18 protein-coding genes and 1 other RNA gene are annotated in these 21,999 nt (G+C 65.0%); 7 read left to right on the top strand and 12 right to left on the bottom strand.

The genetic code is table 11. From position 1 onward, the window contains the following. Positions 1 to 18: 18 nt before the first annotated feature. The 10 genes from VGN58_RS08900 to smpB all read right to left on the bottom strand — a co-directional run bounded on the left by VGN58_RS08900 (position 19) and on the right by smpB (position 13,529). A complete protein-coding gene (locus VGN58_RS08900; protein WP_327482891.1) occupies positions 19 to 4,065 on the bottom strand; it encodes a hypothetical protein in 4,047 nt (1,348 codons plus the stop codon). 53 nt (positions 4,066 to 4,118) lie between these two features. Then, a complete protein-coding gene (locus VGN58_RS08895; protein WP_327482890.1) occupies positions 4,119 to 6,287 on the bottom strand; it encodes a hypothetical protein in 2,169 nt (722 codons plus the stop codon). A gap of 196 nt (positions 6,288 to 6,483) precedes the next feature. Next, positions 6,484 to 6,774 carry a hypothetical protein gene (locus VGN58_RS08890; protein ID WP_327482889.1) on the bottom strand — a complete coding sequence of 97 codons (291 nt, stop codon included), beginning with the start codon at positions 6,772 to 6,774 and terminating at the stop codon, positions 6,484 to 6,486. Positions 6,775 to 6,922: 148 nt separating this feature from the next. Beyond that, positions 6,923 to 7,654, bottom strand: a complete 732-nt coding sequence (locus VGN58_RS08885) for a hypothetical protein (RefSeq protein ID WP_327482888.1) — start codon at positions 7,652 to 7,654, stop codon at positions 6,923 to 6,925. A 667-nt stretch (positions 7,655 to 8,321) separates the two neighbouring features. Beyond that, entirely contained in the window at positions 8,322 to 9,098 is a 777-nt protein-coding gene (locus VGN58_RS08880; RefSeq protein ID WP_327482887.1) for an HNH endonuclease, read from the bottom strand. A 548-nt stretch (positions 9,099 to 9,646) separates the two neighbouring features. After that, positions 9,647 to 10,132 (bottom strand): hypothetical protein, encoded by a 486-nt coding sequence (locus VGN58_RS08875; RefSeq protein ID WP_327482886.1) that lies wholly within the window; start codon positions 10,130 to 10,132, stop codon positions 9,647 to 9,649. A 148-nt stretch (positions 10,133 to 10,280) separates the two neighbouring features. Next, positions 10,281 to 11,090: a hypothetical protein gene (locus tag VGN58_RS08870; RefSeq protein ID WP_327482885.1), complete on the bottom strand. Its 810-nt coding sequence runs from the start codon at positions 11,088 to 11,090 to the stop codon at positions 10,281 to 10,283. Between the two features lie 13 nt (positions 11,091 to 11,103). Beyond that, entirely contained in the window at positions 11,104 to 12,294 is a 1,191-nt protein-coding gene (locus VGN58_RS08865) for a tyrosine-type recombinase/integrase (protein ID WP_327482884.1), read from the bottom strand. A gap of 162 nt (positions 12,295 to 12,456) precedes the next feature. Further along, positions 12,457 to 12,810, bottom strand: a transfer-messenger RNA (tmRNA) gene (ssrA, locus tag VGN58_RS08860). Between the two features lie 230 nt (positions 12,811 to 13,040). Next, positions 13,041 to 13,529: an SsrA-binding protein SmpB gene (gene smpB, locus VGN58_RS08855; RefSeq protein WP_327482883.1), complete on the bottom strand. Its 489-nt coding sequence runs from the start codon at positions 13,527 to 13,529 to the stop codon at positions 13,041 to 13,043. 41 nt (positions 13,530 to 13,570) lie between these two features. Here smpB and VGN58_RS08850 point away from each other — a divergent pair, with 41 nt between their 5' ends. Together VGN58_RS08850 and VGN58_RS08845 are read left to right on the top strand one after the other, a co-directional pair. Beyond that, positions 13,571 to 13,999: a type II toxin-antitoxin system RatA family toxin gene (locus VGN58_RS08850; protein WP_327482882.1), complete on the top strand. Its 429-nt coding sequence runs from the start codon at positions 13,571 to 13,573 to the stop codon at positions 13,997 to 13,999. Between the two features lies 1 nt (position 14,000). After that, positions 14,001 to 14,249: an RnfH family protein gene (locus tag VGN58_RS08845; protein ID WP_327484617.1), complete on the top strand. Its 249-nt coding sequence runs from the start codon at positions 14,001 to 14,003 to the stop codon at positions 14,247 to 14,249. A gap of 21 nt (positions 14,250 to 14,270) precedes the next feature. Here the strand turns inward: VGN58_RS08845 and VGN58_RS08840 are convergent, their stop codons facing one another. Then, a complete protein-coding gene (locus VGN58_RS08840; RefSeq protein ID WP_327482881.1) occupies positions 14,271 to 14,666 on the bottom strand; it encodes an outer membrane protein assembly factor BamE in 396 nt (131 codons plus the stop codon). Positions 14,667 to 14,769: 103 nt separating this feature from the next. On the opposite strand from VGN58_RS08840, the gene fur reads away from it, so the two are divergent. After that, positions 14,770 to 15,174 carry a ferric iron uptake transcriptional regulator gene (gene fur / locus VGN58_RS08835; RefSeq protein ID WP_327482880.1) on the top strand — a complete coding sequence of 135 codons (405 nt, stop codon included), beginning with the start codon at positions 14,770 to 14,772 and terminating at the stop codon, positions 15,172 to 15,174. Between the two features lie 108 nt (positions 15,175 to 15,282). Here the strand turns inward: fur and recN are convergent, their stop codons facing one another. Continuing rightward, positions 15,283 to 16,950 carry a DNA repair protein RecN gene (recN, locus tag VGN58_RS08830; protein ID WP_327482879.1) on the bottom strand — a complete coding sequence of 556 codons (1,668 nt, stop codon included), beginning with the start codon at positions 16,948 to 16,950 and terminating at the stop codon, positions 15,283 to 15,285. Between the two features lie 89 nt (positions 16,951 to 17,039). Between recN and hrcA the strand changes: the two genes are divergently transcribed. The 4 genes from hrcA (at position 17,040) to dnaJ (ending at position 21,934) form a co-directional block, all read left to right on the top strand. After that, complete coding sequence (gene hrcA / locus VGN58_RS08825; protein ID WP_327482878.1) at positions 17,040 to 18,089, top strand: heat-inducible transcriptional repressor HrcA; 1,050 nt, start codon at positions 17,040 to 17,042, stop codon at positions 18,087 to 18,089. Positions 18,090 to 18,130: 41 nt separating this feature from the next. After that, positions 18,131 to 18,652: a nucleotide exchange factor GrpE gene (gene grpE / locus VGN58_RS08820; RefSeq protein ID WP_327482877.1), complete on the top strand. Its 522-nt coding sequence runs from the start codon at positions 18,131 to 18,133 to the stop codon at positions 18,650 to 18,652. A gap of 110 nt (positions 18,653 to 18,762) precedes the next feature. Next, positions 18,763 to 20,685, top strand: coding sequence for a molecular chaperone DnaK (gene dnaK, locus VGN58_RS08815; protein WP_327482876.1), 1,923 nt, complete (start codon positions 18,763 to 18,765; stop codon positions 20,683 to 20,685). Positions 20,686 to 20,812: 127 nt separating this feature from the next. Beyond that, positions 20,813 to 21,934 carry a molecular chaperone DnaJ gene (dnaJ, locus tag VGN58_RS08810; RefSeq protein WP_327482875.1) on the top strand — a complete coding sequence of 374 codons (1,122 nt, stop codon included), beginning with the start codon at positions 20,813 to 20,815 and terminating at the stop codon, positions 21,932 to 21,934. Positions 21,935 to 21,999: the final 65 nt, after the last annotated feature.

The following is a 21,999-nucleotide window of genomic DNA, read 5'->3' as shown; positions in this document are numbered from 1 at the left end:
CCGAAGGTCCGCCGTTGTCTACTGGAAGAACCACTCGGCCTCGTCCGGGTTCTCGTCATCGTGACGAGAGGGGAGGTCGGCGGTGATGGCGTTGAACGCCGCGTCCATGCCCAGGAGGTTCTGGAAGGGCAGTAGCCGGCGCAGCGCTCGGGCGTCACTCTGGGTGAACTGACGGTCACTGCGGGTCGTCGAGTCCCAGGCCGCCTTAGCCACCTGGAGCACGTTTTGACCTAGGGCATACGTCGGAATGCCCTCCAGCAGGTTGCTCTCCAAACCGGAGGTGCGGTTGTCGAAGAGCTTCTTGTCCGTGAGGAACACCAGGGGCGTGTCGATGACGGCCGGCAGGAGCGACGCATAGCTCGACCGCGAGAACGATGCGGCGGCCTGTGCGTCCCAGCTCAGGTAACGCTCACGCATCTCCTCCCGCTTCTCCTCGGGCGTCTGCGCCAGGCGCAGCTCCCACTGCACGCGATACGAGATCGCGGCGAGGCCCATCGAGACGATGGCGCGGGTGGCGGTCTCGGCATCCTTGTGAGCAATGCCGTGGAGCACCTGCTTGGTGTAGGACACCAGCGCGAAGCGCCGGAACTGAGCGATGAGCTTGCCCATGTTGGAGTGCATCCACTTGGACGTGTCGCCCAGGTCTTCCTCCTGCACCAGGCGGCGGGACTCGCGGAACACCGCGTTGAGCATCGCATCGCGAGCTTCGAGGTCGTCCCACTTGTTCCAGTTCACCCGGCGCACCTTGCGGCCGGCTTCGTTGTTCACGAAGGACGTGTGCGCCTTCAACTGCTTGCCGATGCGCTCGGACATCGCCGCATCCAGGCCCAGGTCCGCGGAGCGACGAGCGCTGAACGCGCCGCCTTCCAGGGTTTCCTTGGCGAGGCGCTGCACGATGGCTTTCGCGGTGAGCCGCTGGGCAAACGACGTGATGAACGCCATGCCCGAGAGCGACTGCGTACCGCGGCCCAGCACTCGCGCGGCGTGGCCGGCGGCCCCGAGCCCACGCTGGAAGCGTGTGGCGTCGTGGTCGTAGGCGGAGAACACCGCGTTGTTGTGGTAGTCCGTGCCGATGCCGATCCACTCTTCCATCTCGCGGGCGAACTCGTCGTCCAGCGTGCCGTCCTTCCGGCGCATGGCCTTGAAGGCCCACGGAAGGTTCTCCATGGTGTGGCGGAGGTAGCCCTTGGACAGGAGTCCGGCGAGGTCGGGTATCTGTGCGAAGCCGGCCTGGTTCATCGTGGTCGCGAAGTTCCAGTCGCGCATCGTGCGGGAGAGCTTCATGAAGCCCTCGCTCTCCTCGATAGGCTGGCCCGTCACCAGACGGTAGGCCATGTCGGCGTGCGCCTTGACGCGCTTCAGCTCGTCCAGGTCGCCGGCCAGCTCGTTCTCCGCGACATGGATCATCGCGTCGAAGTCAGCGCGGCTCTTGATGCCCACCTTCGCCAACCCGATGTGCCCCGATACCGTCCTCGCGTAGCGCTGGAAGAGCGCCTCGGCGTTGTTCTCCAGGAGATCGGAGAACCGCACCTCGACCCACTCCGGCTCGGCCAGGCGGTTGCCTGCCTCGTCGTTCGCGCGGTAGAGCTTCAGGGAGAACGACTCGTCGATGGCTTGGCGCTTCTTGGCGTACCGGAAGTTGCCCTCGGTCTGCCTCTCGCGCTTCGCGTTCAGTTCGGCGAACTCGTCCACCACGCGGCTGACCTCGACGTCGTCCATGCCGGACTCGGAGAGGAAGCGCCGCAGGAAGCCCACGTCGTCCCACTTCACGCCGGCCAGGAGATGGGCATCGCTGCCCACGCGCATGCCTCGCATCTTGCCGACGTAAGCCTTGGCGATCTTCTCGGCCAGCTCCTCAGTGATCTCTTCGTCGCCCGCACGGATCGCGCCGGCGACCAGCTTGCGCAGGCCGTCGGTGCCGTACTGGTTGTCCACTCGGCGGAGCTGCTCGAAGTCGAAGACGCGGGGCAGGTAGCGCCCGTTCTGCTCGACGTTCTCGAAGCCCTTCACGCCGGCGTCCTTGGCCTCCCGGAGGAAGTCCGCCAGCAGCTCGGACTGGCGCGCGGCCAGCTTCTTCACAGCGGGGTCGATCTCGTCCACCAGCTCGCCGCGGATCGCACGGCCCACCTGCTGCATGAACTCGTCACGCACTTGGCGGGTCTGCCGATCCACGATGCCGTAGCCGGCACGCTCGGCCCACTCACGGTAAGCAGGGGTCGCCACCGAGTTCCACTTCGCAGTGGTCGTCTCGGCCAGGCGCGCGGCGATCTCGGATGCGCCTACGGCGACCGCAGAGCCATCCTCGTTGCCGACGGAGTTACCGACGATGCGTCCCAGGGTGGAGCGCACCTTCTCGCTTGTGGAGCCACGCAGGACGCCTGCGAAGGTGTTGCCGATGAGCTTCGTGGCCGAGGCGTACTGCATGCGCGCCTGGGACGGCATCTCATTGACCGACGGCTTCAGCACGTCGTGGATGTCGTCGATCACGCCGGCGGCCTTTGCGGCCGACAGGGTGTCGCCTCCGAAGGAGCTGGGGGCTCCTGCGGTGTACTGCTGGTCAGCGGCGTTGCGCACGGTGTCCAGGTTGTCCAGCTTGGTCAGCGTCTCGCGCTGCGGGGCAGCGGCGTCGATGCGCTCTCGCATGCCCAGGGCGGCACGGAGGGACTCCGCCTCTTTGACCTTCGCGGTTCCTTCGGTGTCCTTGCGGAGCGCCTTGCGGAAAGCATTCTCGGTCTTCTGGCGCTGCGCCTGCGACTCGACGTTGCGTCGGCCTTGGGCTTCCGTGAGTGCATCGCCGAGTGTCTTTCGGGCGGCCTCGGTCTCGCTCTTGGCGGACGAGTTGCGCAGCTTGGTGCGCTGTTTGCTGTTGGCGACCTCCGGCCCGAGCTTCTCGATGTCCTCCTGAAGCATGCGCGCGGCGCGGGGCTCCGGTGACTCCAGCTCGGCGAGCTGCTTGCGCAGGCCGTCGATCTCCTTGTTGAGCTTCTTCAGTGCCGGCGAGCGGGAGACGTTCTTCTCGATCTCCGCCCGGCGGGCTACCAGGTAGTCGTCCAGCTCGGCCAAGCGCGCCTTGGCGGCGGGCACGTCGATCTTCGAGGGGTCGAACCCCTGCTTGACCAGCGCTTCCACCTCCGCATCGAGCGCCTGGAGCTGTGCACGCACAGAGTCAGGGTCTCCGCCCAGCTTGGGCAGCAGCTCTGCGCGGCGCGTAGCGAGCGTAGCGTCCAGCTCGGCCAGCTCGGTGAGCCGGCGCTGCTGTCCCCATGCGTTGCGAAGGGCGCGCTGTTCGCGTCCGGACATCATGCGTCCGACGCTGGTACCCAGCAGCAGGCCGCCGGTCGCGGCGTAGACCACGTCCCAGCCGTCCCGCGTGGGGTCGGTAGCGACCAGAGCCGTCTCCAGCGCAGCGTTCTCCGCGGAAGCCAGGAGGCCCGTGCGGATCGCGGTACGGAGGGGCGACTGCTGCGCGACAGCTTCCAGCGAGGTGAGCGCCATGCGCGCCTCGGGCAGGTTGCCTGCGGCACGTGCAGCGACGACGGCGCGCTCCAAGCGCTCCGCCTTGGTGGCGACGCTCAGGCCGCCGGTAGAGATTGCCAGGAGGACGTTGGTCGGATCGGCGATGCTCGTCGTAACGCGCCCGGCCACGCCCCAGCCGCCGTAGGAGGCAAGCTCCTGCTCGGCTTGATTCGCGCTGGTGATGCGATCCACCAGCCAGTAGAGGTGACTGCGAGAGCGGGCCATGCCCAGGCCCTCGATCTGGTCTTCCTCCATGCCCTGCGTGATGTCGTCCCACTCGCGCGGGTCGATGTCCCTTAGATCGAAATTGGGGTCGTACTCCATGCCCATGTCCACGGCGGTTGCGGCCATCCCGTAGACGAGCCAGTCGCGCTTTGCCGCGGTCTTGAAGAAGGGGATGACGCCGCGGTCTGGTTCAGGGCCAGCCGCAGCAGCGGCCTCCCGTTGCATCGCGGAGCGCGAGGCGGCGGGTTGTTCGATTCCTGCGGGCGTCTGTCGGGACGCCTGGAGGATCGACTCCACGTCAGCCAGTGAAGCGAATTCTGACAAGGTCTAGTTCTCGAAGGGTTGAAATGGAAACGGCCCCGAAGGGCCGTTGGAGATCACCGGAGACCCGGCTGCAAGCTGTCGAGTACCCGTCGGTCGTTACCTTCCAGATTTCGGAGTTGCTCCTGGAGGCGCTCCTGGTCGAGTCGGTTCGTCTTACGGATGACGAACAACTGTTCGGCTCGCTTGCGCGCATCCGCCGGGATGGTCTTCCGATAGTTCTGCAGAAGGGCACCGAAGGTGATCGGGTCGGTGTTCAAGAGTTCGCCTGAGGGGCTCATAAAGAACACCTCAGGTTCGCCGCCGTTGGTGATGTCGATGGTCAGGCGGGCATGGTCCGCATCCGGTGCGCCGGCCTTCTCGGCGAAGGCGCGCGCAGCGCCGCCCATCCACTCCAGGGCCGCTGCAAGCTCTGCTGAGTGGTACCTAGGGGACTCAGGGACGATGAGGATGCGCCCTCCCACCTTCACCGGGAAGTGCGTGTCGTCGAACTTCTCCTTTGCAAAGGCCAGAGCGTCGCTAGCCGGGAGACCACGACTCAACCCAAGCTCCGCGAATGCGGCGACCCGTGCACGCATGTAAGGCTGGTTGGCGATCTCGCGCGCGTTTACATCCCAGAACGAGTTCACCACATCGAACTCCCCGGAGCCTAGCTGCTTCAGGATCGCGGATCGGTTCTCTTTCACGAAGGCAACCCTAGCGGGGTCTTGAAGGCGACCCAGAGATGTCGCGATTTGCTCAGGATTCTCACCGGCGCGCTGCATCGTCAGGGCGGACTCGTATAGGGCGTGAGTGTCTGCGTCGAGGTACATGCCCTGGAGGTTGTTCTGCTTCAAGACCTGATACATCGGCAGCCGTTGCACGATGCCGTTCGGCTGGGCCGCAGAGACTTGCGTGAAGAATGCCTTCAAGGGCGTATAAGGGAGCCGCATGTCCTTCGAGGCGTCGAGAGCGACGCGAAAGGCGAGGCTCTCCGGGCCTTGCTGGAGCATCGCCGGCCCGTCGTACACGGCCTCAACGCCGGCCGCTCTAGCGGCTGCTGTCAGGTACTCATGAATGGACTTGTCGGTGAACTTCTGGGCTTCGGCAAGTGTCTCCGGACCGTTCTCCAGGCCAGTGACATCAAGCCAAGAGCGACCGCCGCCAGCGAATAGAACCGATTTGGCTGCGCTCCACTTGCCGGCTTCCTCCTGGGCCTTTCGGCTCGCTTCCTGCGAGCGCATGACGATGGAGCTTGCTTGTTCGGGCGAGAGTGTGCCGTCTCGGACGAAGGCTTCCACCTCGGCCGGAATGACCATGTCGCCCTTTGCGATTCGCATCTCGAAGCCGTTGCGTGTGCTGAACTCGCGGAAGGCACGCTCGGGCCCCAGATAGTCATTCCGAGCCTTTGCGGCGCGGGCTTGAGACGCTTGGATAAGGTCGTTGTATCGCGGCGTATTGCGCGGGCCGGGGAGGGGCTTCCCGTCAGCAGTGGTGACCTGCGTAGGAATGAGCGAATACACCGCTTCAGCATCCCCTCCAGTGGCCGCAACGGTCTCTGCGCGGTCGAGGATGATGCCTACAAGCTCCGCGGTGGCCTTCTGGCCGCCCATGACTTGGGCAAGGCGCTGGTGTTGCTCCTCATAGGAGCCGAACGTGCCGCCGGCCAGGGACTCGACAATGTCGGTGCCAACCGTATCCGATGCCAGGGCTTCGTTCTCAGCGATGGTCTGCTCGACCTCCGCATTGGCGTAGCGGTTGAGGAACTCCGCATAGCGCGGGCCGATCATGGCGCGTGCTTTCGGGTCGTTCACCACATCGCCCATCTCTTGGGCGAACCATGCGTCGATCTGGGCGACCTTCTGGTCTACCGGGAGCGTCTGGTCGAGTTCAGTTGAGGCTCGCTCCGCGATTTCCCGTGACGCTGTCTGCCAGCGGTTCAACGTGCGGACGCTGAAGACGCCGTCGGCGTACTTCTGAGAGGCGGCGATCTTTTCGCCGTCGGCCTTGCCGAGCTGCTCGTCGGCGGCGCCCTGGTTGAGGTCGTGGTTGTCGCGCACCTGCTTGTTCTGGGCGTACAGCTTGCCGCCCTCGGACAGGGCATTGGTCAGCGCTTGCCAGCGATGCGCCCCCTCGCTCGGAGCGGGTCGGATGTCCATCGGTGCAACTACGTCGAGGTCGGGTGTCGGCTGCTGCACCTGTACTTGGACCCGGCGTGACTTGCCGGTGCTGGTGGGTCGTGTCATAGGGGAACGGCCTTGAAGGATTGGCGTGCGTTGAGGAACGCTGTGATGAGTTCGCTGCAAGAGATCAACTCGCAGCCATTGATTGCGGACACACCACGTTGGCGCTGCTCGATCAGGTCAGCGATCTCGACTTGGAGGGCGTAGAGCGGCACTCGGTCTTGGCTCACTTGTAGGCGGCCAGGGTCGGCGGAGTCAGTCACTCGGCCGGGCCGTTGATCTCGATAGCGCCATCTGTGACGACCGCGGCATGTAGCCGGCCGGTGGCGAAGCCGTGCTGCTGGTATTCCACGCGGACCTCGCCCAGGCACTTTGCGGAGATCGCACGGATGATCTGGATGGGCCCTTGGGTATCTTCGATAACGATGCGGACGACGGCCTCCAGACGGCCGGGGCGGCGCTTGGTGTTTCGCTCGGCGGCGTCATGGTCGATGGAGATCACCTTGCGGGTACCGGCGGGGAGGGTGGAGGCGGGGTGTAGTGCGGACATGCGGTTTTCCTTTGGTGGACTGTGGGTTTGCCTCGGGCACGGCAAAGCACCCCGTCTGAGGCCCAGGCGGGGTACTGCTGCGGGGTTACCGCAGGGGGAGGAAAGGTGGGGCGAGGTGTTCGCTAGGTGACGCTAGAGCGTCTGAGTGTCAGAGCACTACCGTTGCGTGCGACCAGCGGGCTCCGTGATCGGCGATTAGGCGTGGCGCAATGTCCACGATTTCATTGATGGATGTGGGGGCGTGCCGTCCGCCGTCCTTGAAGGAGGCCCCTGACTGGAACACTCTCGCATGGTCCAGAATCAGGTGCCGATCATGGATCGTCTGATTGGGCATGCTTCGCACCGCAATGGAACCTCCGTGCTGCTGCATGTAAACCCCAGCGCTGGCCGCAAGCTGTGCTGCTTGCCCCTGCGAAGTGAGAAGCCGTATGACCACGCCCGGGGGAACGAGCGGCACATAGCGGCTTACAAATTCCGCATTTAGGTAGGGATCGATGAAGAGAATGTCGCTTGTGGCGCTCGTCACCAGCTGACGCACTTCCTCGAAGTAGTCGAAGACCTGCCCCCGGCCAACTTGTGCCGTAACAAACGCATTGGTCTCCAACTTGAGCCGGGTGAGGATGGCGAGAACCTCCATGTAGAACTGCCTGCGTGCACTGTCGCGCTGCGCATCGGCGATAGCGCTGAAGAATCCATCGCCGTTGGAAGATATGCGCGGAAGTAGCACGCTTAGGGGGATCGACAGACTGCCGTTGAAGGCACCGACTATCCCGGTTACCTCAGCAAACCAAGCCTGCCCCTCGTCAGAGTCGGGATTCTCTGGTCTGCTCGCCATGCACCGTTCGAGGTGCTCGATGCAGGTTTCAGCGGAGATCGCCATGGTGTCCTTACCCTCGCCCTGGATCGCCTGACTATAGCGGCATCCGTAGCGCCCAGATGGTCCCCCTGCGAATGTCGCACCTGGGGCTGGGCCGAAGGGGTTCGGAAGGTGGACTTCACGCAGCGGAGGGGGCTGGAGTCGATCCAGGCTCGCGGCTGCGGCGGCGTTGTCCTTGCTATGGGTGGCAGTAAACGGCTTCGGAGGGAGTAGAGCGGGGCGCGCGGAGGCGTGAACTCGCGCGCGGAGGCGCGTGGCGCAACTACTTCCAGGGCGCGCCTGCGGTGGCGTCCCCGGTAGCACGTCGATCCTTGGCCTGGACGCGGGAGCGTGCTGCCCATACTAGGGTGGGCTCTAATTCTGCGGCGGCGTGGGCGTGACAGTACGTATGACAGTAAGTGCCGCTGGCCTTGGAGGGTGCTCTAGCTGTTGCAAGCCATTCGAGCCCAATGTGAGGGACCCAGGGACACCGAGGGTGAGTCCTAATCGTGTTCGGGTCCCACCTCCGGCACCCTAGCTGGGCCTCAGCACTCCTCCAGGGCACCCCGCCGCGAGGGCAGGGCCGGTGTTGGGAAAGTGGGGCCGCCGGTGGTCTGCGGGTGCGCTGCGGGGTGGGGTACGGGGGAAAGCGGGACTGGTTGCTCCATCGAGACCCCTCCGGAAATTTTTTCTAGATTCCGCCGCTAGTCGTCGGGTCGCCCACTGTGGGTGGGGTGAGTGGTATCTGCTTGGGGTCATCCTTGCGAACGATCCTGACGTGGAGAACGTGGAAAGATCGCGGGCCGCCCACACCGCCGCGTAGTTGCTGCTTCTCCTGAGCGGCATACACTCGCAAATCGAGTCGTTCCAGTTCCGCCATGTCGTCCGCTATGGAACGTTGGGCCTGAATTCGTTCTGACGGCTCGGAGATGCCTAGGTCGCACCAATCGGTTAGGTTCTGCAAGAAGCCGCCGACGGAAGACAGTTCATCTTCCGTGAGGTCTCCCGGATAGTCGTCATAGCGTCCATCACAATCTGCCGCAAAATCAAGCATCGTCTTAGCATTCGGCACCATGATGAGCACCTCGGGAATCTCCGCGCGTGCTCGCACGATCCTGACTGGCTCTGGCTCGCACATCGGCGTTAGCCGTTCCTTGACCCACTTCTCGTGGTTCCCTTTGAGTTCCCTCAGGCTCACCGCGGAGAAGGTCTCCGCCTGGTCGTCGATCAGCTTGTGGTGGACCCGACAAAGCAACAAGAGATTGTCGAGGTCGTCGATCTCGGCGGCCGGGAAGTTCGGGTCGTGACGGGGGCCACCCCGTGCGCCCGAGACAATGTGGCACTCATCGCCGACGACAGATTCTCGGTCCTCTTGCGAAGCATCCAGGACGAGGTGCGCCTTACAGAACGCACACAGGTTCCCGGAGCGACCCCACAGAACCTTTCTTGTCTTATCGGTGATTGCCATGGGTGGCGAGAGGTGCTCCTCAGGTGCTACCTAGGGGTACTACTACACCAACACCTTCAGAGAGAGACCTTGAGTACACCTAGGTTTCTTTAAGTATTTCTAGGGTAGCAGGGACTTTTCCCTTTGTAAGGGGGGTGTCTGGTCTGCGATGTCAGCGCCGCCGGCGCGCCTTCGCTCGGGGATGTCTGCTGTTCACTTCGGGCGCACCTGAAGTGGCCGCCAAGTGAGCAAAAGGGGAGGCTCTGTTGGACATGCGAGAACGTATCTCTGCCTCCCACCGCTGCGCCCATGCCGTCATGTAGCGGACGCAGGATGCCTCGGAGGAGAGAAACACGTAGCGGGGTGGTCTAGCAGGCGACAGGCAAAGCCGCCATGGAGCGCCTGAGTCGCTGTTGGCGGGGCAGGCGTGGGCTATCCACACGCCCTGGAAGAGAAGTCCGGGGCCGTCGAGGTAAGGCTGAAATGAGAAGTCGGCTGGAAGCAAGAGGCACCGTGCCAAGAACCCAGCGCCAGTTTCATTGGGTACGGTCTCTGACTTTGCGACAACGTCATCTCTTGATGACGTAAGAGCCCTCTAATGGTTCCGCGAGTTGTGCGTTACAAATCGCCGTCTTTGGCTCCACGTTAGCAATGACAAAACCATGCCCCGGCAATTCGACGACATGATTCAAGAGGAGAGTGGTGGCCAGCTTTGCCCACTTCTCAAGTAGGACGGCTTTGGCTCGGTAATCAATCTCAGGACGGAACGGACTTGGTGCATGCAAGAGCTCGCCAGCGCTTTCATAAGCTTCGACGAATAGGTCGCGCGTCAGATGATGGTTGTCCGCATCGTCGAGGTGGGTGCCTGTCGCGTCCATCCTTATGGTGAACGGCCAGGGATAGAAATTTGGATTCACGGCCTCAATGTCACGCAGTATGCGTCTGGCGTGCCAATCCTTGTCGCCATCGGGGCGAGCGGCCAGGTAAGCGCTGCGATTTGTAGCTAGGGTTGCGTAAGCTAGGCACTCCAGAGCCGAACGCAGTTGGAGGGCCATCTGCTCGCACCCGAGGACCAAGGATAGGTCTTCCTGCGATCTTTTGACATCCAACGCCACCGCTTGAACTCTGTTGAGGCGGCTTTGCGTCCATCGAATCTGATGAACATAAGTTTCAATGGCTACATGAGCATCCCGCGTTGCCACCTTATTTGCCTCGGTAAAGGCCAGTATCAGGACTTTGCTCGTAGAGCTTTTCGTCCGCCAAAGCTTTTACATGATTCTGAACTTCCGTTCGGAAGGTAGATTCGATTTCGAGCTGTCGCCTATGAACGCGATTTTCCCGGATCTGTTTCGAAATTTGTTGTTCTCCCGCACCTATTGCCCTCAGTAAGCGCTCTAGCTCTGGACGCGCCGGAGGCAATTGGTCATCGGGGAGGCGTTCCGCCTCCGCGTAAGCCTGGCGCGCACGTTGCTGCGACGCTCTTATGCCGTCTAGTGCCTTATCCAGTGATTCTTTTAAAATAAGCCGATCTAGTGGGCGCAAGTTGGACAGGGTAGGCGACCCCACAATGCGTTCGCGGACACATTCAGAAACGTCGCTTCGCATAAATACACCGGTTCGCTTGCGTCGCTCTGGATCGTTTATCGCCGGCATCGGCTCCATCAAACCTGTGCAGTCGGGCATCGCGGTGTGAGCCAGCATGCGCAGCATCCTTTGGCGCTGCTCATGATAGTTCTGCGCGGCTTGCGCGCGCAGTGCCTCCAACTCCTTTTCTTGCCTGGCGATGGCCTCTTGCAGGCCCGCGGTCTGGTAGAGCGGTATGACAGTGTAGAAGAGCGTAAAAATCGTCAGGATAAATAGGCCCGCCTGGGCGAGATGGCTGCCGCGTTGCAACCAAACATCGAACGTCGATTGCCCTGACTGGTTGGGAATTTGTGGGGCGGACTTAGGGGTGGGTGACGATGCAGCAGCTTTTCGCTTCCTTGGTGCGGTCGGCGGGGGCTTGCTCGACATGGCGCTATCCCTTCTACCTGAGCGAGTCTAAGTGGTCGGCCCAAGATGCCATCATCTTGCGTCGCTCTGGCAGGTGGGCTGTTCGATTGTATGCGCGTCCATTGGGATCACGCACCGCGTGTGCTAGTTGCTGTTCTATATAGTCGGGTCGAAAGTGCAGGGTCTCGTCCAGGATAGTTCGAGCCATGGCGCGAAAACCGTGGCCGGTCATTTCGTCGTTGGCGTAGCCCATCCGTCGCAGGGCTGCGAGAACCGCATTATTGGACATTGGCCGGTCCCCGCCGCGCGCGCTAGGGAACACATACCGCCCCCTTCCGGTCACCTGCTGCAGCTCCTTCAATACCTCCAACGCCTGGTGCGCTAGGGGCACGATGAGCGGCTGGCCCATCTTCATCTTGCTGCCCGGAATCTCCCACTGAGCCGCCTCTAGGTCGATCTCGGACCACTCGGCGTTTCGTAGCTCACCGGGACGCACGAACAAGAGCGGGGCGAGCTTCAGGGCGCACTTCGTGACGAACGCGCCTTTATACCCGTCGATAGCGCGGAGGAGGGCGCCGACCTCCTTCGGGTTGAGGATGGCGGCATGGTGGGTGGGCTTCACGGGCGGCAAGGCGCCCCTTAGGTCGGCCGCGGGATTCCTCTCGGCTCGCCCGGTGGCGATGGCGTAGCGGAATACCTGGTTGCAGTTCTGGAGGATACGGTGGGCAGACTCGACGGCCTCGCGATCCACGACGCGATTCAGGGTCGCCAGCAGTTCCTTCGCGGTTACGTCGGCGATAGGGCGCTTGCCGAGCCACGGGAAGATGTCGTTCTCCAGGCGGAGGATAATCTTGTCGGCGTGGGACTTAACCCAGGTGGCGCGCCGGCCCTCAAACCACTCACGCGCGACCACCTCCAGGCTGTTGCCAGCCTTTTCCAGGTTGGCCGCCTTCGTGGCCTTCCGCTGGAGGCTAGGGTCGATCCCGTTGGCGACCAGGCGGCGAGCCTCCTCGCGGCGCTCCCGGGCATCGGCCAGGCTCACGTCTGGGTAGACCCCCATGCTCAGGGTCTTCCGGGTTCCCTGGAAGCGGTAGTCGAACCGCCATAGGTGGCGGCCGGTGTCCTGGAGGAGGAGATAGAGGCCCCCGCCATCGCGGAGGACTTTGGCGGCGGGTTTGGCGCTGCGGATCGCGGCAACCGTAAGCGGGGCAATGGTCTTAGCCATGACAGTAGGAGTATCGGCAATGGGCCGGGTACTGTTAACGCTACTGTCACCTACTGTCGGATTGCAACGGACCCGACTGGACGACTAGAGACAAAAAAAGACCGGAAAGCTTTGATTTCTCTAGGCTTTCCGGTCTTTCTAGGGCGTCCTAAGACGCTTAAATGGTGGAGGTGGGCGGAATTGAACCGCCGTCCGAAGGCACTCCATCCCCGGTACTACATGCTTATCCCGCCGTTGAGTCTCGTCCTGCAGCAGCACGGTGGGCCAAGCGCACCGCAGAACCAGCCTGTTTTAGGTTAACCGGGTGCTGACAGGCAACCACTCCCGGCGATTCCGTGATGATGACCTTACGCTGCGAGCACGGACACAAGCAGTTTCAGGGCTTACGCCTTAAGCGGCGAGAGCGTAGTTGTCGTCGTTGGCAACTAGAGTTTTGCCGCTGGATTTACGAGGAAAGCTGCCCCCTCGGCATGCACCAGGAAACTTTGCAACCCCCGTCGAAGCCAGTGCACCCCCGGGAGTCAGAAACTTCCTGACAGGGGCCAGTGTAGGGGCGGGCGCCCCGCTTCACAAGGCGCAGCGGCGCGGCCATTCAGCCTCTGGGGTCAAGCCATCGTGGTTTCGAGCCCAGCCCCCTTGGTAAGGGGGCGAATTCGCGCGTCAGCGCGAATGGGGGATCGGCAGCGCGCGTCGGGGCCCGAGATTTGCGAAGCAAATCTTGGGGGCTTCATCGCGAAGCGATGGAGCTACGCATCCTTGTTGTGCTGGCGCATGACGCGCGACTTTTCGCGGGCCCAGTCGCGGTCCTTCTCGCTGGCGCGCTTGTCGTGGGTCTGCTTGCCCTTGGCCAGCGCCAGCTCGGCCTTCACCTTGTTGCCTTTCCAGTACAGCGACGTGGGCACCAGCGTGTAGCCGTCGCGCTCGACCTTGCCGATCAGGCTGTCGATTTCGTTCCGGTGCAGCAGCAGCTTGCGCGTGCGGCGGTCGTCGGCCACCACGTGCGTGGAGGCCTGGATTAGCGGCGTGATCTGCGCGCCGAACAGGAACAGCTCGCCATGCCGGATCACCGCGTAGGCCTCGGTGATGTTGGCGCGGCCGGCACGGATGGCCTTCAGCTCCCAGCCCTGCAGGGCGATGCCGGCTTCGTATCGCTGCTCAAGGTGGTACTCGTGCCGGGCGCGCTTGTTCAGCGCGATCGTGCCTGTTGCTTTATTCTTGTAGGGTTTCTTTGCCATCCGTCCTATTGTCGCCGAAGGCGGAACCCCACGCGAGCCACATGCATACGATCCGCCGCAGCGCCCTGGTCGAACACTCGGCCACCCGGATGTTCGACCTGGTCAACGACGTGGCGGCCTACCCGCGACGGTTCGACTGGTGCAGTGCCGCCGACCTGATCGAGCAGGGCGAGGCGAGGCTGGTGGCGCGGCTGGACCTGGGATTCGGCTCGCTGCGTACCTGGTTCACCACCGAGAACGTGCTGGACCGTCCGCACCGCATCGACATGAACCTGGTCGACGGCCCGTTCCGCAAGCTGCACGGGCGCTGGGACTTCCACGCGCTGGACGAATCGGCCTGCAAGGTGACCCTGACGCTGGAGTTCGAGCCGGCCAGCCGTCTGCTGGCGCCGGCGATGGCCTTGGGGTTCCAGGGGCTCGCGGACCGCATGGTGGACGACTTCGTGCGTGCCGCCGACCGCGGGGAATGACGTGCGCGTGGAAGTGATCCGCGCGTGGCCGCACCGGTTCGAGTCGGTGGAGCTGGACCTGCCGGCAGGTACCACCGTGGGTGATGCGCTGGCAGCGAGCGGGTTCGCGGATGCCGGGCATCCGGCGGTGGCGGTCCATGGCGTCATCGCCACGCGGGGCACGCTATTGAACGAAAACGACCGCGTGGAAGTGCTGCGGCCGTTGCTGGTGGATCCGAAAGAGGCGCGCCGTCGGCGCGCTCGGGGCTGACGGCGGAAAGCTGGCCCGGCCTCAGCGGCGGCGGCCGCCCTTCTTCTTTTCCTTGGCCAGGTTGGGGCCGAACTTGCGCACATCGCGCGACAGCTGCAGGTCGGCTTCGGGGAAGTATTCGCCTTCCCAGCTGGCGAGCCTGTCGCCGTCGAAGATCAGGGTGAGGTTCTTGATTTCGGTCGTGCCGCGGCGGTTGGTACGGTTGCTCGCCGTGTAGTCCCAGCGGTTGGCATGGAAAGGATCGGCGATCGACGGGCTGCCGAGCAGCGACTGCACCTGTTGCTTGCTCTGTCCCGCCTGCAGCTGGTCCACGGCGGTCTTCTCGATCAGGTTGCCCTGGTAGATCGGCTGCTTGTAGAGGATGCCGCAGCCAGTGGTGGCGGAAGCGAGGACGGCAGCCAGCAGGAATTTGCGCATCGGGACAGGTACGGTGGGAAACCGGGCCGATGATACACTCCCACGGACCGCCGCAACCGCGCTTCAGGCAGCTGGCGCTAAACCGAGAGTGAACGGAGACGCCATGGAATCGCAGGACCTTCGCAAAGTCGGCCTCAAGGTCACCCATCCGCGCATGCGCATCCTGGAGCTGCTGGAGCAGAAGAATTCCCAGCACCACCTGAGCGCGGAAGACATCTATCGCCAGTTGCTGGACCACGGCGACGAGATCGGTCTGGCGACGGTGTACCGGGTGCTGACCCAGTTCGAGGCCGCCGGCCTGGTGCTGAAGCACAACTTCGAAGGCGGCCAGGCGGTGTACGAGCTCGATCGCGGCGGTCATCACGACCACATGGTCGATGTGGACACCGGCAAGATCATCGAGTTCGAGAGCGCCGAGATCGAGAAGCTGCAGCGCGAGATCGCCGCCAAGCACGGCTACGAGCTGGAAGAGCACTCGCTGGTGCTGTACGTGCGCAAGAAGCGCTGACTACCGGCAGTTCGCTGCTTCAGGATGTGGGAGCGACGTAAGTCGCGAAGCAGCACCGTCAGAGCTTCATCGCGACTGACGTTGCTCCCACACTAAGAAGTACGAGTGTCAGACCGCGTTGGCCAGCAGCCGCTTCGCCGCGGCATGCGCTTCCTTGCTGACCTCCACGCCCCCCAGCATGCGCGCCAGTTCTTCCTCGCGCTGCTTCGCACCGAGCTTCTCGACCGCGCTCTGCGTCATGCCATCCACCGGCGCCTTGCTGACCCGGTAATGGGCGTGGCCCTGCGCGGCCACCTGCGGCAGGTGGGTGACGCACAGGACCTGCCGCTGGGCGCCGAGGGCGCGCAGCTTCTGGCCGACGATCTCGGCCACGGCGCCGCCGATGCCGGTGTCCACTTCGTCGAAGATCATGGTGGGCACGGCGTCCAGGCCGAGCGCGGCCACTTCGATGGCCAGCGAAATGCGGGCCAGTTCGCCCCCTGACGCCACCTTGCGCAGCGGGCGCGGTGGCTGTCCCGCGTTGGCGGAGACCAGGAATTCGACCCGTTCGGCGCCGGTGGGATCCGGTCGTTCGCCGTCCTGCGGCTCCAGCGCGATCTCGAAGCGTCCACCGCCCATGCCCAGTTCGGCGATCAGCGCCGTCGTGGTGTCGCCCAATGCCTTCGCGGCGCGCTGGCGCGTGCGGGTCAGCGCAGCCGCGGCCTCGCGCCACTGCGCCCGGGTCGTCTCGATCTCGCCGTTGAGCAGGAGCAGGCGCTCGCCGGCGCCGCGCAGCGATTCCAGCTCGTTGGCCAGGCGGTCGTGCTGGTCCTGCAGCCCGTCCAGCGGTACCCGGTGCTTGCGCGCGAGGTCGTGCACGCGCGCGAGTCTGCGTTCCAGCGCATCGAACTGCATGGGTTCGGCGTCGAGGTCGTCGCGTACCTGCCCGAGCAGGGACAGGGCTTCCTCGATCTGGATCGCGGCGCCGTCCAGCAGCGCGTCCACGTCGCGCAATCGCGGCTCGTGCTCCGCCTGGCGGGCCAGCTCGGCACGTACCTGCTGCAGCTGCCGGGTCAGCGAAGGAGTGTCGTCGCCGGCCAGCTGGCCCAGTGCGGCATCACATGCCTGGATCAGGCCGGCGGCATGCGCCTGCCGGCGGTGGCTGGCCACCAACGTCTCCAGCGCGGCGGGCGCAAGGTCCTCACGCTGGAGTTCCGCCAGCTGGTGCTCCAGGTAATTGATCCGGTCGGACACGTCGCCCTGGCCGGACAGCTGCTCGTGCTCGCGCAGCAGCGCGGTCCAGCGGCGGGCGGCGTCGCGCACGGCCGTGCGTTCGCCGTCGTTGCGGGCGAAGGCGTCCAGCAGGTCCAGCTGGCTGTTGCGGGCGAGCAGGGCCTGGTGTTCGTGCTGGCCGTGGATTTCGACCAGGCGGCCGGCCAGGTCGGCCAGCTGCGACAGCGTCACGCTGCGGCCATTGATCCAGGCGCGCGAACCGCCATCGGCACGGATCACCCGTCGCAGCTGGCACTGACCGTCGTCGTCCAGCTCGTTGTCCGCCAGCCAGGCCTGCGCCGGCGACCCGGGTGCAGCGACGAATTCGGCGGACAGTTCGGCGCGTTCCGCACCATGGCGGACCACGCCGCTGTCGGCGCGCAGGCCGGACAGGAAGCCGAGCGCGTCCACCAGCAGCGACTTGCCGGCACCGGTTTCACCGGAGATGACGGTCATGCCGTCACCGAATTCCAGTTCGGCGGCACGGACGACGGCGAAATCCTTGAGGGCGAGGTGTCTGAGCATGGCGCGGATTGTAAGCGGAGCCGGCTCATCGGCTGAGACGCCGGCGGGGTCGGCTTGCAAAGGTCCAGGCGCGACGCTATCTAGCACGCATGAACCCGTCGTCGCCCCCGCTGGATCCGCGCGCCCGCCAGCTGCTGCGGACGCTGATCTCGCGGTACATCCGCGATGGCGAGCCGGTGGGGTCGCAGACCCTGGCCCGGCACGCCGGCCTGGAGGTCAGCCCGGCCACCATCCGCAACATCCTGTCGGAGCTGGAGGAGGTCGGGCTGCTGAGTTCGCCGCATACCTCGGCCGGACGCATCCCGACCGCGCAGGGCTACCGGGTGTTCGTCGACAGCCTGGTGCAGGTCAAGTCGCTGGGTGAGGGCGAAGTGGCACGGCTGCGGGCCGAACTGTCGGCCGGCGCGGGCACCCAGGCCCTGCTCGGCAACGCGTCGGAACTGCTGTCGGCGATGACCCACTTCGTCGGCGTGGTCAGCGTGCCCCGGCGGGAACAGTTCGCCTTCCGCTACATCGATTTCGTGCCGCTGGATGGACAGCGGGTGATGGCGATCCTGGTGTTCGCCGACAACGACGTGCAGAACCGGGTCATCGAGACGCGGCGGCCGTACGAGCGGTCGGAACTGGAGCGCATCGCGAACTATCTGAACAGCCAGTTCGCCGGCCGGCCCCTGGCCGAGATCCGGGCGAACCTGCTGCGCGACCTGCGCCGCGCGCAGACGGAAATGGAAGGGCTGCTGGCCGAGTCCATCGAACTGGCCGAGCAGGCGCTGACGCCCCCCGGCGACGACGTGGTGCTGGCGGGCCAGACCCGGCTGATGGGCGTGCAGGAACTGTCCGACCTGGAGCGGCTGCGCGAACTGTTCGAGGCCTTCGCCCGCAAGCGCGAAATCCTGCAGCTGCTCGAGCGCACGATCCGCGCGCCGGGCGTGCGCATCTTCATCGGCGAGGACACCGGGCTGGCGCCGCACGACGGCGTTTCCGTGGTCACGGCGCCGTACATGGCCGGCGGGCAGGTGCTGGGCGTGCTGGGCGTCATCGGGCCCACGCGCATGGCCTACGACCGGGTCATTCCGGTGGTGCAGGCCGCGGCCGATGTGCTGGGCGCGGCCTTGAATCCCGAATCGACGGCCCCATAGGTGTCCGGTCGGGCGGCCGGACCTGCCGCCAGGGAACCGAAATGAACGAACAGCACGACCAAGACACCGCCCAGGGCCAGACGCCCGAATCCTCCGATACCGATGCCGCGCTGCTGGCGGAACTGGAAACGCTGCGCAACGAGCTGGACCAGCTGCGCGCCACCACACTGCTGGAGCGCGCCGACCTGGAGAACCAGCGCAAGCGCGTGGCCCGCGACATCGAGCAGGCCCGCAAGTTCGCCAACGAGCGCCTGCTCGGCGACCTGCTGCCGGTGTTCGACAGCCTGGATGCCGGCCTGGCGGCCGCCGGCACCGAGCCCAGTCCGCTGAAGGACGGCCTGGAGCTGACCTTCAAGCAGCTGCTGAAGGTGGCCGGCGACAACGGGCTGACGCAGATCGACCCGACCGGCGAGACCTTCAATCCCGACCACCACCAGGCCATCAGCGAGGCCGACGCGCCCGACGCGGCGCCCGGCAGCGTGGTGCAGGTGTTCCAGAAGGGCTACGTGCTCAACGGGCGCCTGCTGCGCCCGGCGCTCGTCGTGGTCGCCAGGCACGACTGAACACCGCCGCGATGGCGCTTGAACCGCGTCATCGCATCCCTATATCGGGACCATCCACCCGGCCGGGCGCCGGGTCCAACATCAGCATCTGCTAGGGAGCGAGATCCATCATGGGCAAGATCATCGGCATCGACCTGGGCACGACCAACTCGTGCGTGGCGATCATGGACGGCGGCAAGGCCCGCGTCATCGAGAACTCGGAAGGCGACCGCACCACGCCCTCCATCGTGGCCTACACGAAGGACGGCGAAGTGCTGGTCGGCGCCTCGGCCAAGCGCCAGGCCGTGACCAATCCGAAGAACACCTTCTACGCGGTGAAGCGCCTGATCGGCCGCAAGTTCACCGACGCCGAAGTGAAGAAGGACCTGGACCTGGTGCCGTACGGCATCGTCGCGCACGACAACGGCGACGCCTGGGTGCAGACCAACGACGGCAAGAAGATGGCGCCGCAGGAAATCTCCGCGCGCGTCCTGGAGAAGATGAAGAAGACGGCCGAAGCCTTCCTCGGCGAGACCGTGACCGAAGCGGTCATCACCGTGCCGGCCTACTTCAACGACAGCCAGCGCCAGGCGACCAAGGACGCCGGCAAGATCGCCGGCCTGGACGTCAAGCGCATCATCAACGAACCCACCGCCGCCGCGCTGGCCTATGGCCTGGACAAGGGCGAGGGCGGTGCCGACCGCAAGATCGTCGTGTACGACCTGGGCGGCGGCACCTTCGACGTGTCGATCATCGAGATCGCCAACGTGGACGGCGAGAAGCAGTTCGAAGTGCTGGCGACCAACGGCGACACCTTCCTGGGCGGCGAGGACTTCGACAAGCGCGTCATCGACTACCTCGTCGAGGAATTCCAGAAGGACCAGGGCATCGACCTGCGCAAGGATCCGCTGGCCCTGCAGCGCCTGAAGGACGCGGCCGAGCGCGCCAAGATCGAGCTGTCCAGCTCGCAGCAGACCGAAGTGAACCTGCCGTACGTCACCGCCGACGCCTCGGGCCCGAAGCACCTCAACATCAAGCTGACCCGCGCCAAGCTGGAAGCGCTGGTGGAAGACCTGGTGAAGAAGACCATCGAGCCCTGCCGCATCGCGCTGAACGACGCCGGCCTGCGCGCCAGCGACATCGGCGAGGTGATCCTGGTCGGCGGCCAGACCCGCATGCCGAAGGTGCAGCAGGCGGTGGCCGAGTTCTTCGGCAAGGAACCGCGCAAGGACGTCAACCCCGATGAGGCGGTCGCCCTTGGCGCCGCGATCCAGGGCGGCGTGCTGGCCGGCGACGTCAAGGACGTGCTGCTGCTCGACGTGACCCCGCTGTCGCTGGGCATCGAGACGCTGGGCGGCGTGTTCACCAAGATCATCGAGAAGAACACCACCATCCCGACCAAGGCTTCGCAGACCTTCTCCACCGCCGAGGACAACCAGTCCGCGGTTACGGTGCACGTGCTGCAGGGCGAGCGCGAGCAGGCCCGCTTCAACAAGTCGCTGGCCAAGTTCGACCTGGCCGGCATCGAGCCGGCGCCGCGCGGCATGCCGCAGGTGGAGGTGTCGTTCGACATCGACGCCAACGGCATCCTGCACGTGTCGGCCAAGGACAAGAAGACCAACAAGGAACAGAAGGTCGAGATCAAGGCCGGTTCCGGCCTGTCCGAGGACGAGATCGCGCGCATGGTCGCCGACGCCGAGGCGCACCGCGAGGAAGACAAGAAGTTCCAGGAACTGGTGCAGACGCGCAACCAGGCCGACGGCCTGCTGCACGCCACCCGCAGTGCCATCACCGAACACGGCAGCAAGGTGCCGGGTGATGTCATCGGTCGCGTCGAAGCCGCCATCGCCGAGCTGGATACGGCGATGAAGGGCGACGACAAGGCGCAGATCGAGGCCAAGGCCAAGGCACTGGAAGAAGCCGCCCAGTCGCTGTACGCGGCGGTGGCGTCCACCGAGCAGCCAGGCGCCGGTGCGGCCGACGGCGGCTCGGCAGCGGCCGACGACGTGGTCGACGCGGAGTTCACCGAGGTGAAGGACGACAAGAAGTCGTGATGGGTGATCCGGGATCGGTGATTCGGAAAAGCGGAGCGCAAGCTCCGCTTCTTCCGTTCCCGTCCCGGTCCCGCGCCGTGCTCTTGCTTCCACCGTCCCGAATCCCGAATAACGAATCCCGGCTTCCATGAGCAAACGCGATTACTACGAAGTCCTTGGCGTGGCGCGCAACGCCAGCGACGAGGACCTGAAGAAGGCCTATCGCCGCTGCGCGATGAAGCACCACCCGGACCGCAATCCCGGCGATGCCGCGGCCGAGGCCGCCTTCAAGGAATGCAAGGAGGCCTACGAAGTCCTGTCCGACGGGGCCAAGCGGCGCGCCTACGATGCGCACGGACATGCCGCGTTCGAGCACGGCATGGGCGGAGGCGGCGGTCCCGGCGGCCCGGACATGGGCGACATCTTCGGCGACATCTTCGGCAACATCTTCGGCGGAGGCGGCGCGCGCGCCGCACGTCGTGGCGCCGACGTCGGCTACGTGATGGAGCTGGACCTGGAAGAGGCGGTCGCGGGGATCGAGAAGCGCATCGAGCTTCCGTCGCTGGTGGCCTGCGAACCCTGCAAGGGCTCCGGTTCCGCCGACGGCAGGATCGAGACCTGCGGCACCTGCGGCGGACGCGGCAACGTGCGCATGCAGCGCGGCATCTTCGCCATGCAGCAGGCCTGTCCGGCGTGCGGCGGCCGCGGCCAGACCATCAGGAATCCGTGCACCGAGTGCCATGGCGCCGGTCGCGTGGAGGAAGAGAAGGTCCTGTCGGTCAAGATTCCGGCCGGCGTGGACAGTGGCGACCGCATCCGCCTGACCGGCGAAGGCGAGGCGGGCCCGCCCGGCACACCGCCGGGCGACCTGTACGTGGAAGTGCGCGTGCGCGAGCACGACATCTTCCAGCGCGACGGCGACGATCTGCACTGCGAAGTGCCGATCCGCATTTCGCAGGCGGCGCTGGGCGATACGGTGCGCGTGCCCACGCTGAAGGGCGAGGCCGAGATCCGCATTCCTGCCGAGACCCAGACCGGCAAGCTGTTCCGCCTGCGCGGCAAGGGCGTCAAGTCCGTACGCAGCCGCAGCGAAGGCGATCTGTACTGCCGCGTGGTGGTGGAAACGCCGGTCAACCTGACCCCCGAGCAGCGCGAGCTGCTGGAGAAGTTCGAGGCCACCTTCAGCGGCGAGGAAGCGCGCAAGCATTCGCCGAAGTCGGCGACCTTTCTCGACGGCGTGAAGGGCTTCTGGGACCGCATGACGTCCTGAGGCCCTGCCGGATCCTGTCAACCCGCCGACGCCCGGTCCCTGCCGGGCGTCCTGCGTTCTGGCGC

The organism is Pseudoxanthomonas sp. (genome assembly GCF_035999195.1).
Lineage (GTDB): Bacteria > Pseudomonadota > Gammaproteobacteria > Xanthomonadales > Xanthomonadaceae > Pseudoxanthomonas_A.
This window is presented reverse-complemented; position numbering and strand designations above follow the sequence as displayed.

Bases quoted from the DNA above. Each gene is read 5' to 3' on its own strand.
- VGN58_RS08880 (WP_327482887.1), bottom strand. From the start codon at position 9,098: ATGGCAATCACCGATAAGACAAGAAAGGTTCTGTGGGGTCGCTCCGGG.
- VGN58_RS08870 (WP_327482885.1), bottom strand. From the start codon at position 11,090: ATGTCGAGCAAGCCCCCGCCGACCGCACCAAGGAAGCGAAAAGCTGCT.
- VGN58_RS08895 (WP_327482890.1), bottom strand. From the start codon at position 6,287: ATGACACGACCCACCAGCACCGGCAAGTCACGCCGGGTCCAAGTACAG.
- VGN58_RS08865 (WP_327482884.1), bottom strand. From the start codon at position 12,294: ATGGCTAAGACCATTGCCCCGCTTACGGTTGCCGCGATCCGCAGCGCC.
- hrcA (WP_327482878.1), top strand. From the start codon at position 17,040: ATGAACCCGTCGTCGCCCCCGCTGGATCCGCGCGCCCGCCAGCTGCTG.
- dnaJ (WP_327482875.1), top strand. From the start codon at position 20,813: ATGAGCAAACGCGATTACTACGAAGTCCTTGGCGTGGCGCGCAACGCC.
- VGN58_RS08840 (WP_327482881.1), bottom strand. From the start codon at position 14,666: ATGCGCAAATTCCTGCTGGCTGCCGTCCTCGCTTCCGCCACCACTGGC.
- recN (WP_327482879.1), bottom strand. From the start codon at position 16,950: ATGCTCAGACACCTCGCCCTCAAGGATTTCGCCGTCGTCCGTGCCGCC.
- grpE (WP_327482877.1), top strand. From the start codon at position 18,131: ATGAACGAACAGCACGACCAAGACACCGCCCAGGGCCAGACGCCCGAA.
- VGN58_RS08890 (WP_327482889.1), bottom strand. From the start codon at position 6,774: ATGTCCGCACTACACCCCGCCTCCACCCTCCCCGCCGGTACCCGCAAG.
- VGN58_RS08875 (WP_327482886.1), bottom strand. From the start codon at position 10,132: ATGGCCCTCCAACTGCGTTCGGCTCTGGAGTGCCTAGCTTACGCAACC.
- fur (WP_327482880.1), top strand. From the start codon at position 14,770: ATGGAATCGCAGGACCTTCGCAAAGTCGGCCTCAAGGTCACCCATCCG.
- dnaK (WP_327482876.1), top strand. From the start codon at position 18,763: ATGGGCAAGATCATCGGCATCGACCTGGGCACGACCAACTCGTGCGTG.
- VGN58_RS08885 (WP_327482888.1), bottom strand. From the start codon at position 7,654: ATGGCGATCTCCGCTGAAACCTGCATCGAGCACCTCGAACGGTGCATG.
- smpB (WP_327482883.1), bottom strand. From the start codon at position 13,529: ATGGCAAAGAAACCCTACAAGAATAAAGCAACAGGCACGATCGCGCTG.
- VGN58_RS08850 (WP_327482882.1), top strand. From the start codon at position 13,571: ATGCATACGATCCGCCGCAGCGCCCTGGTCGAACACTCGGCCACCCGG.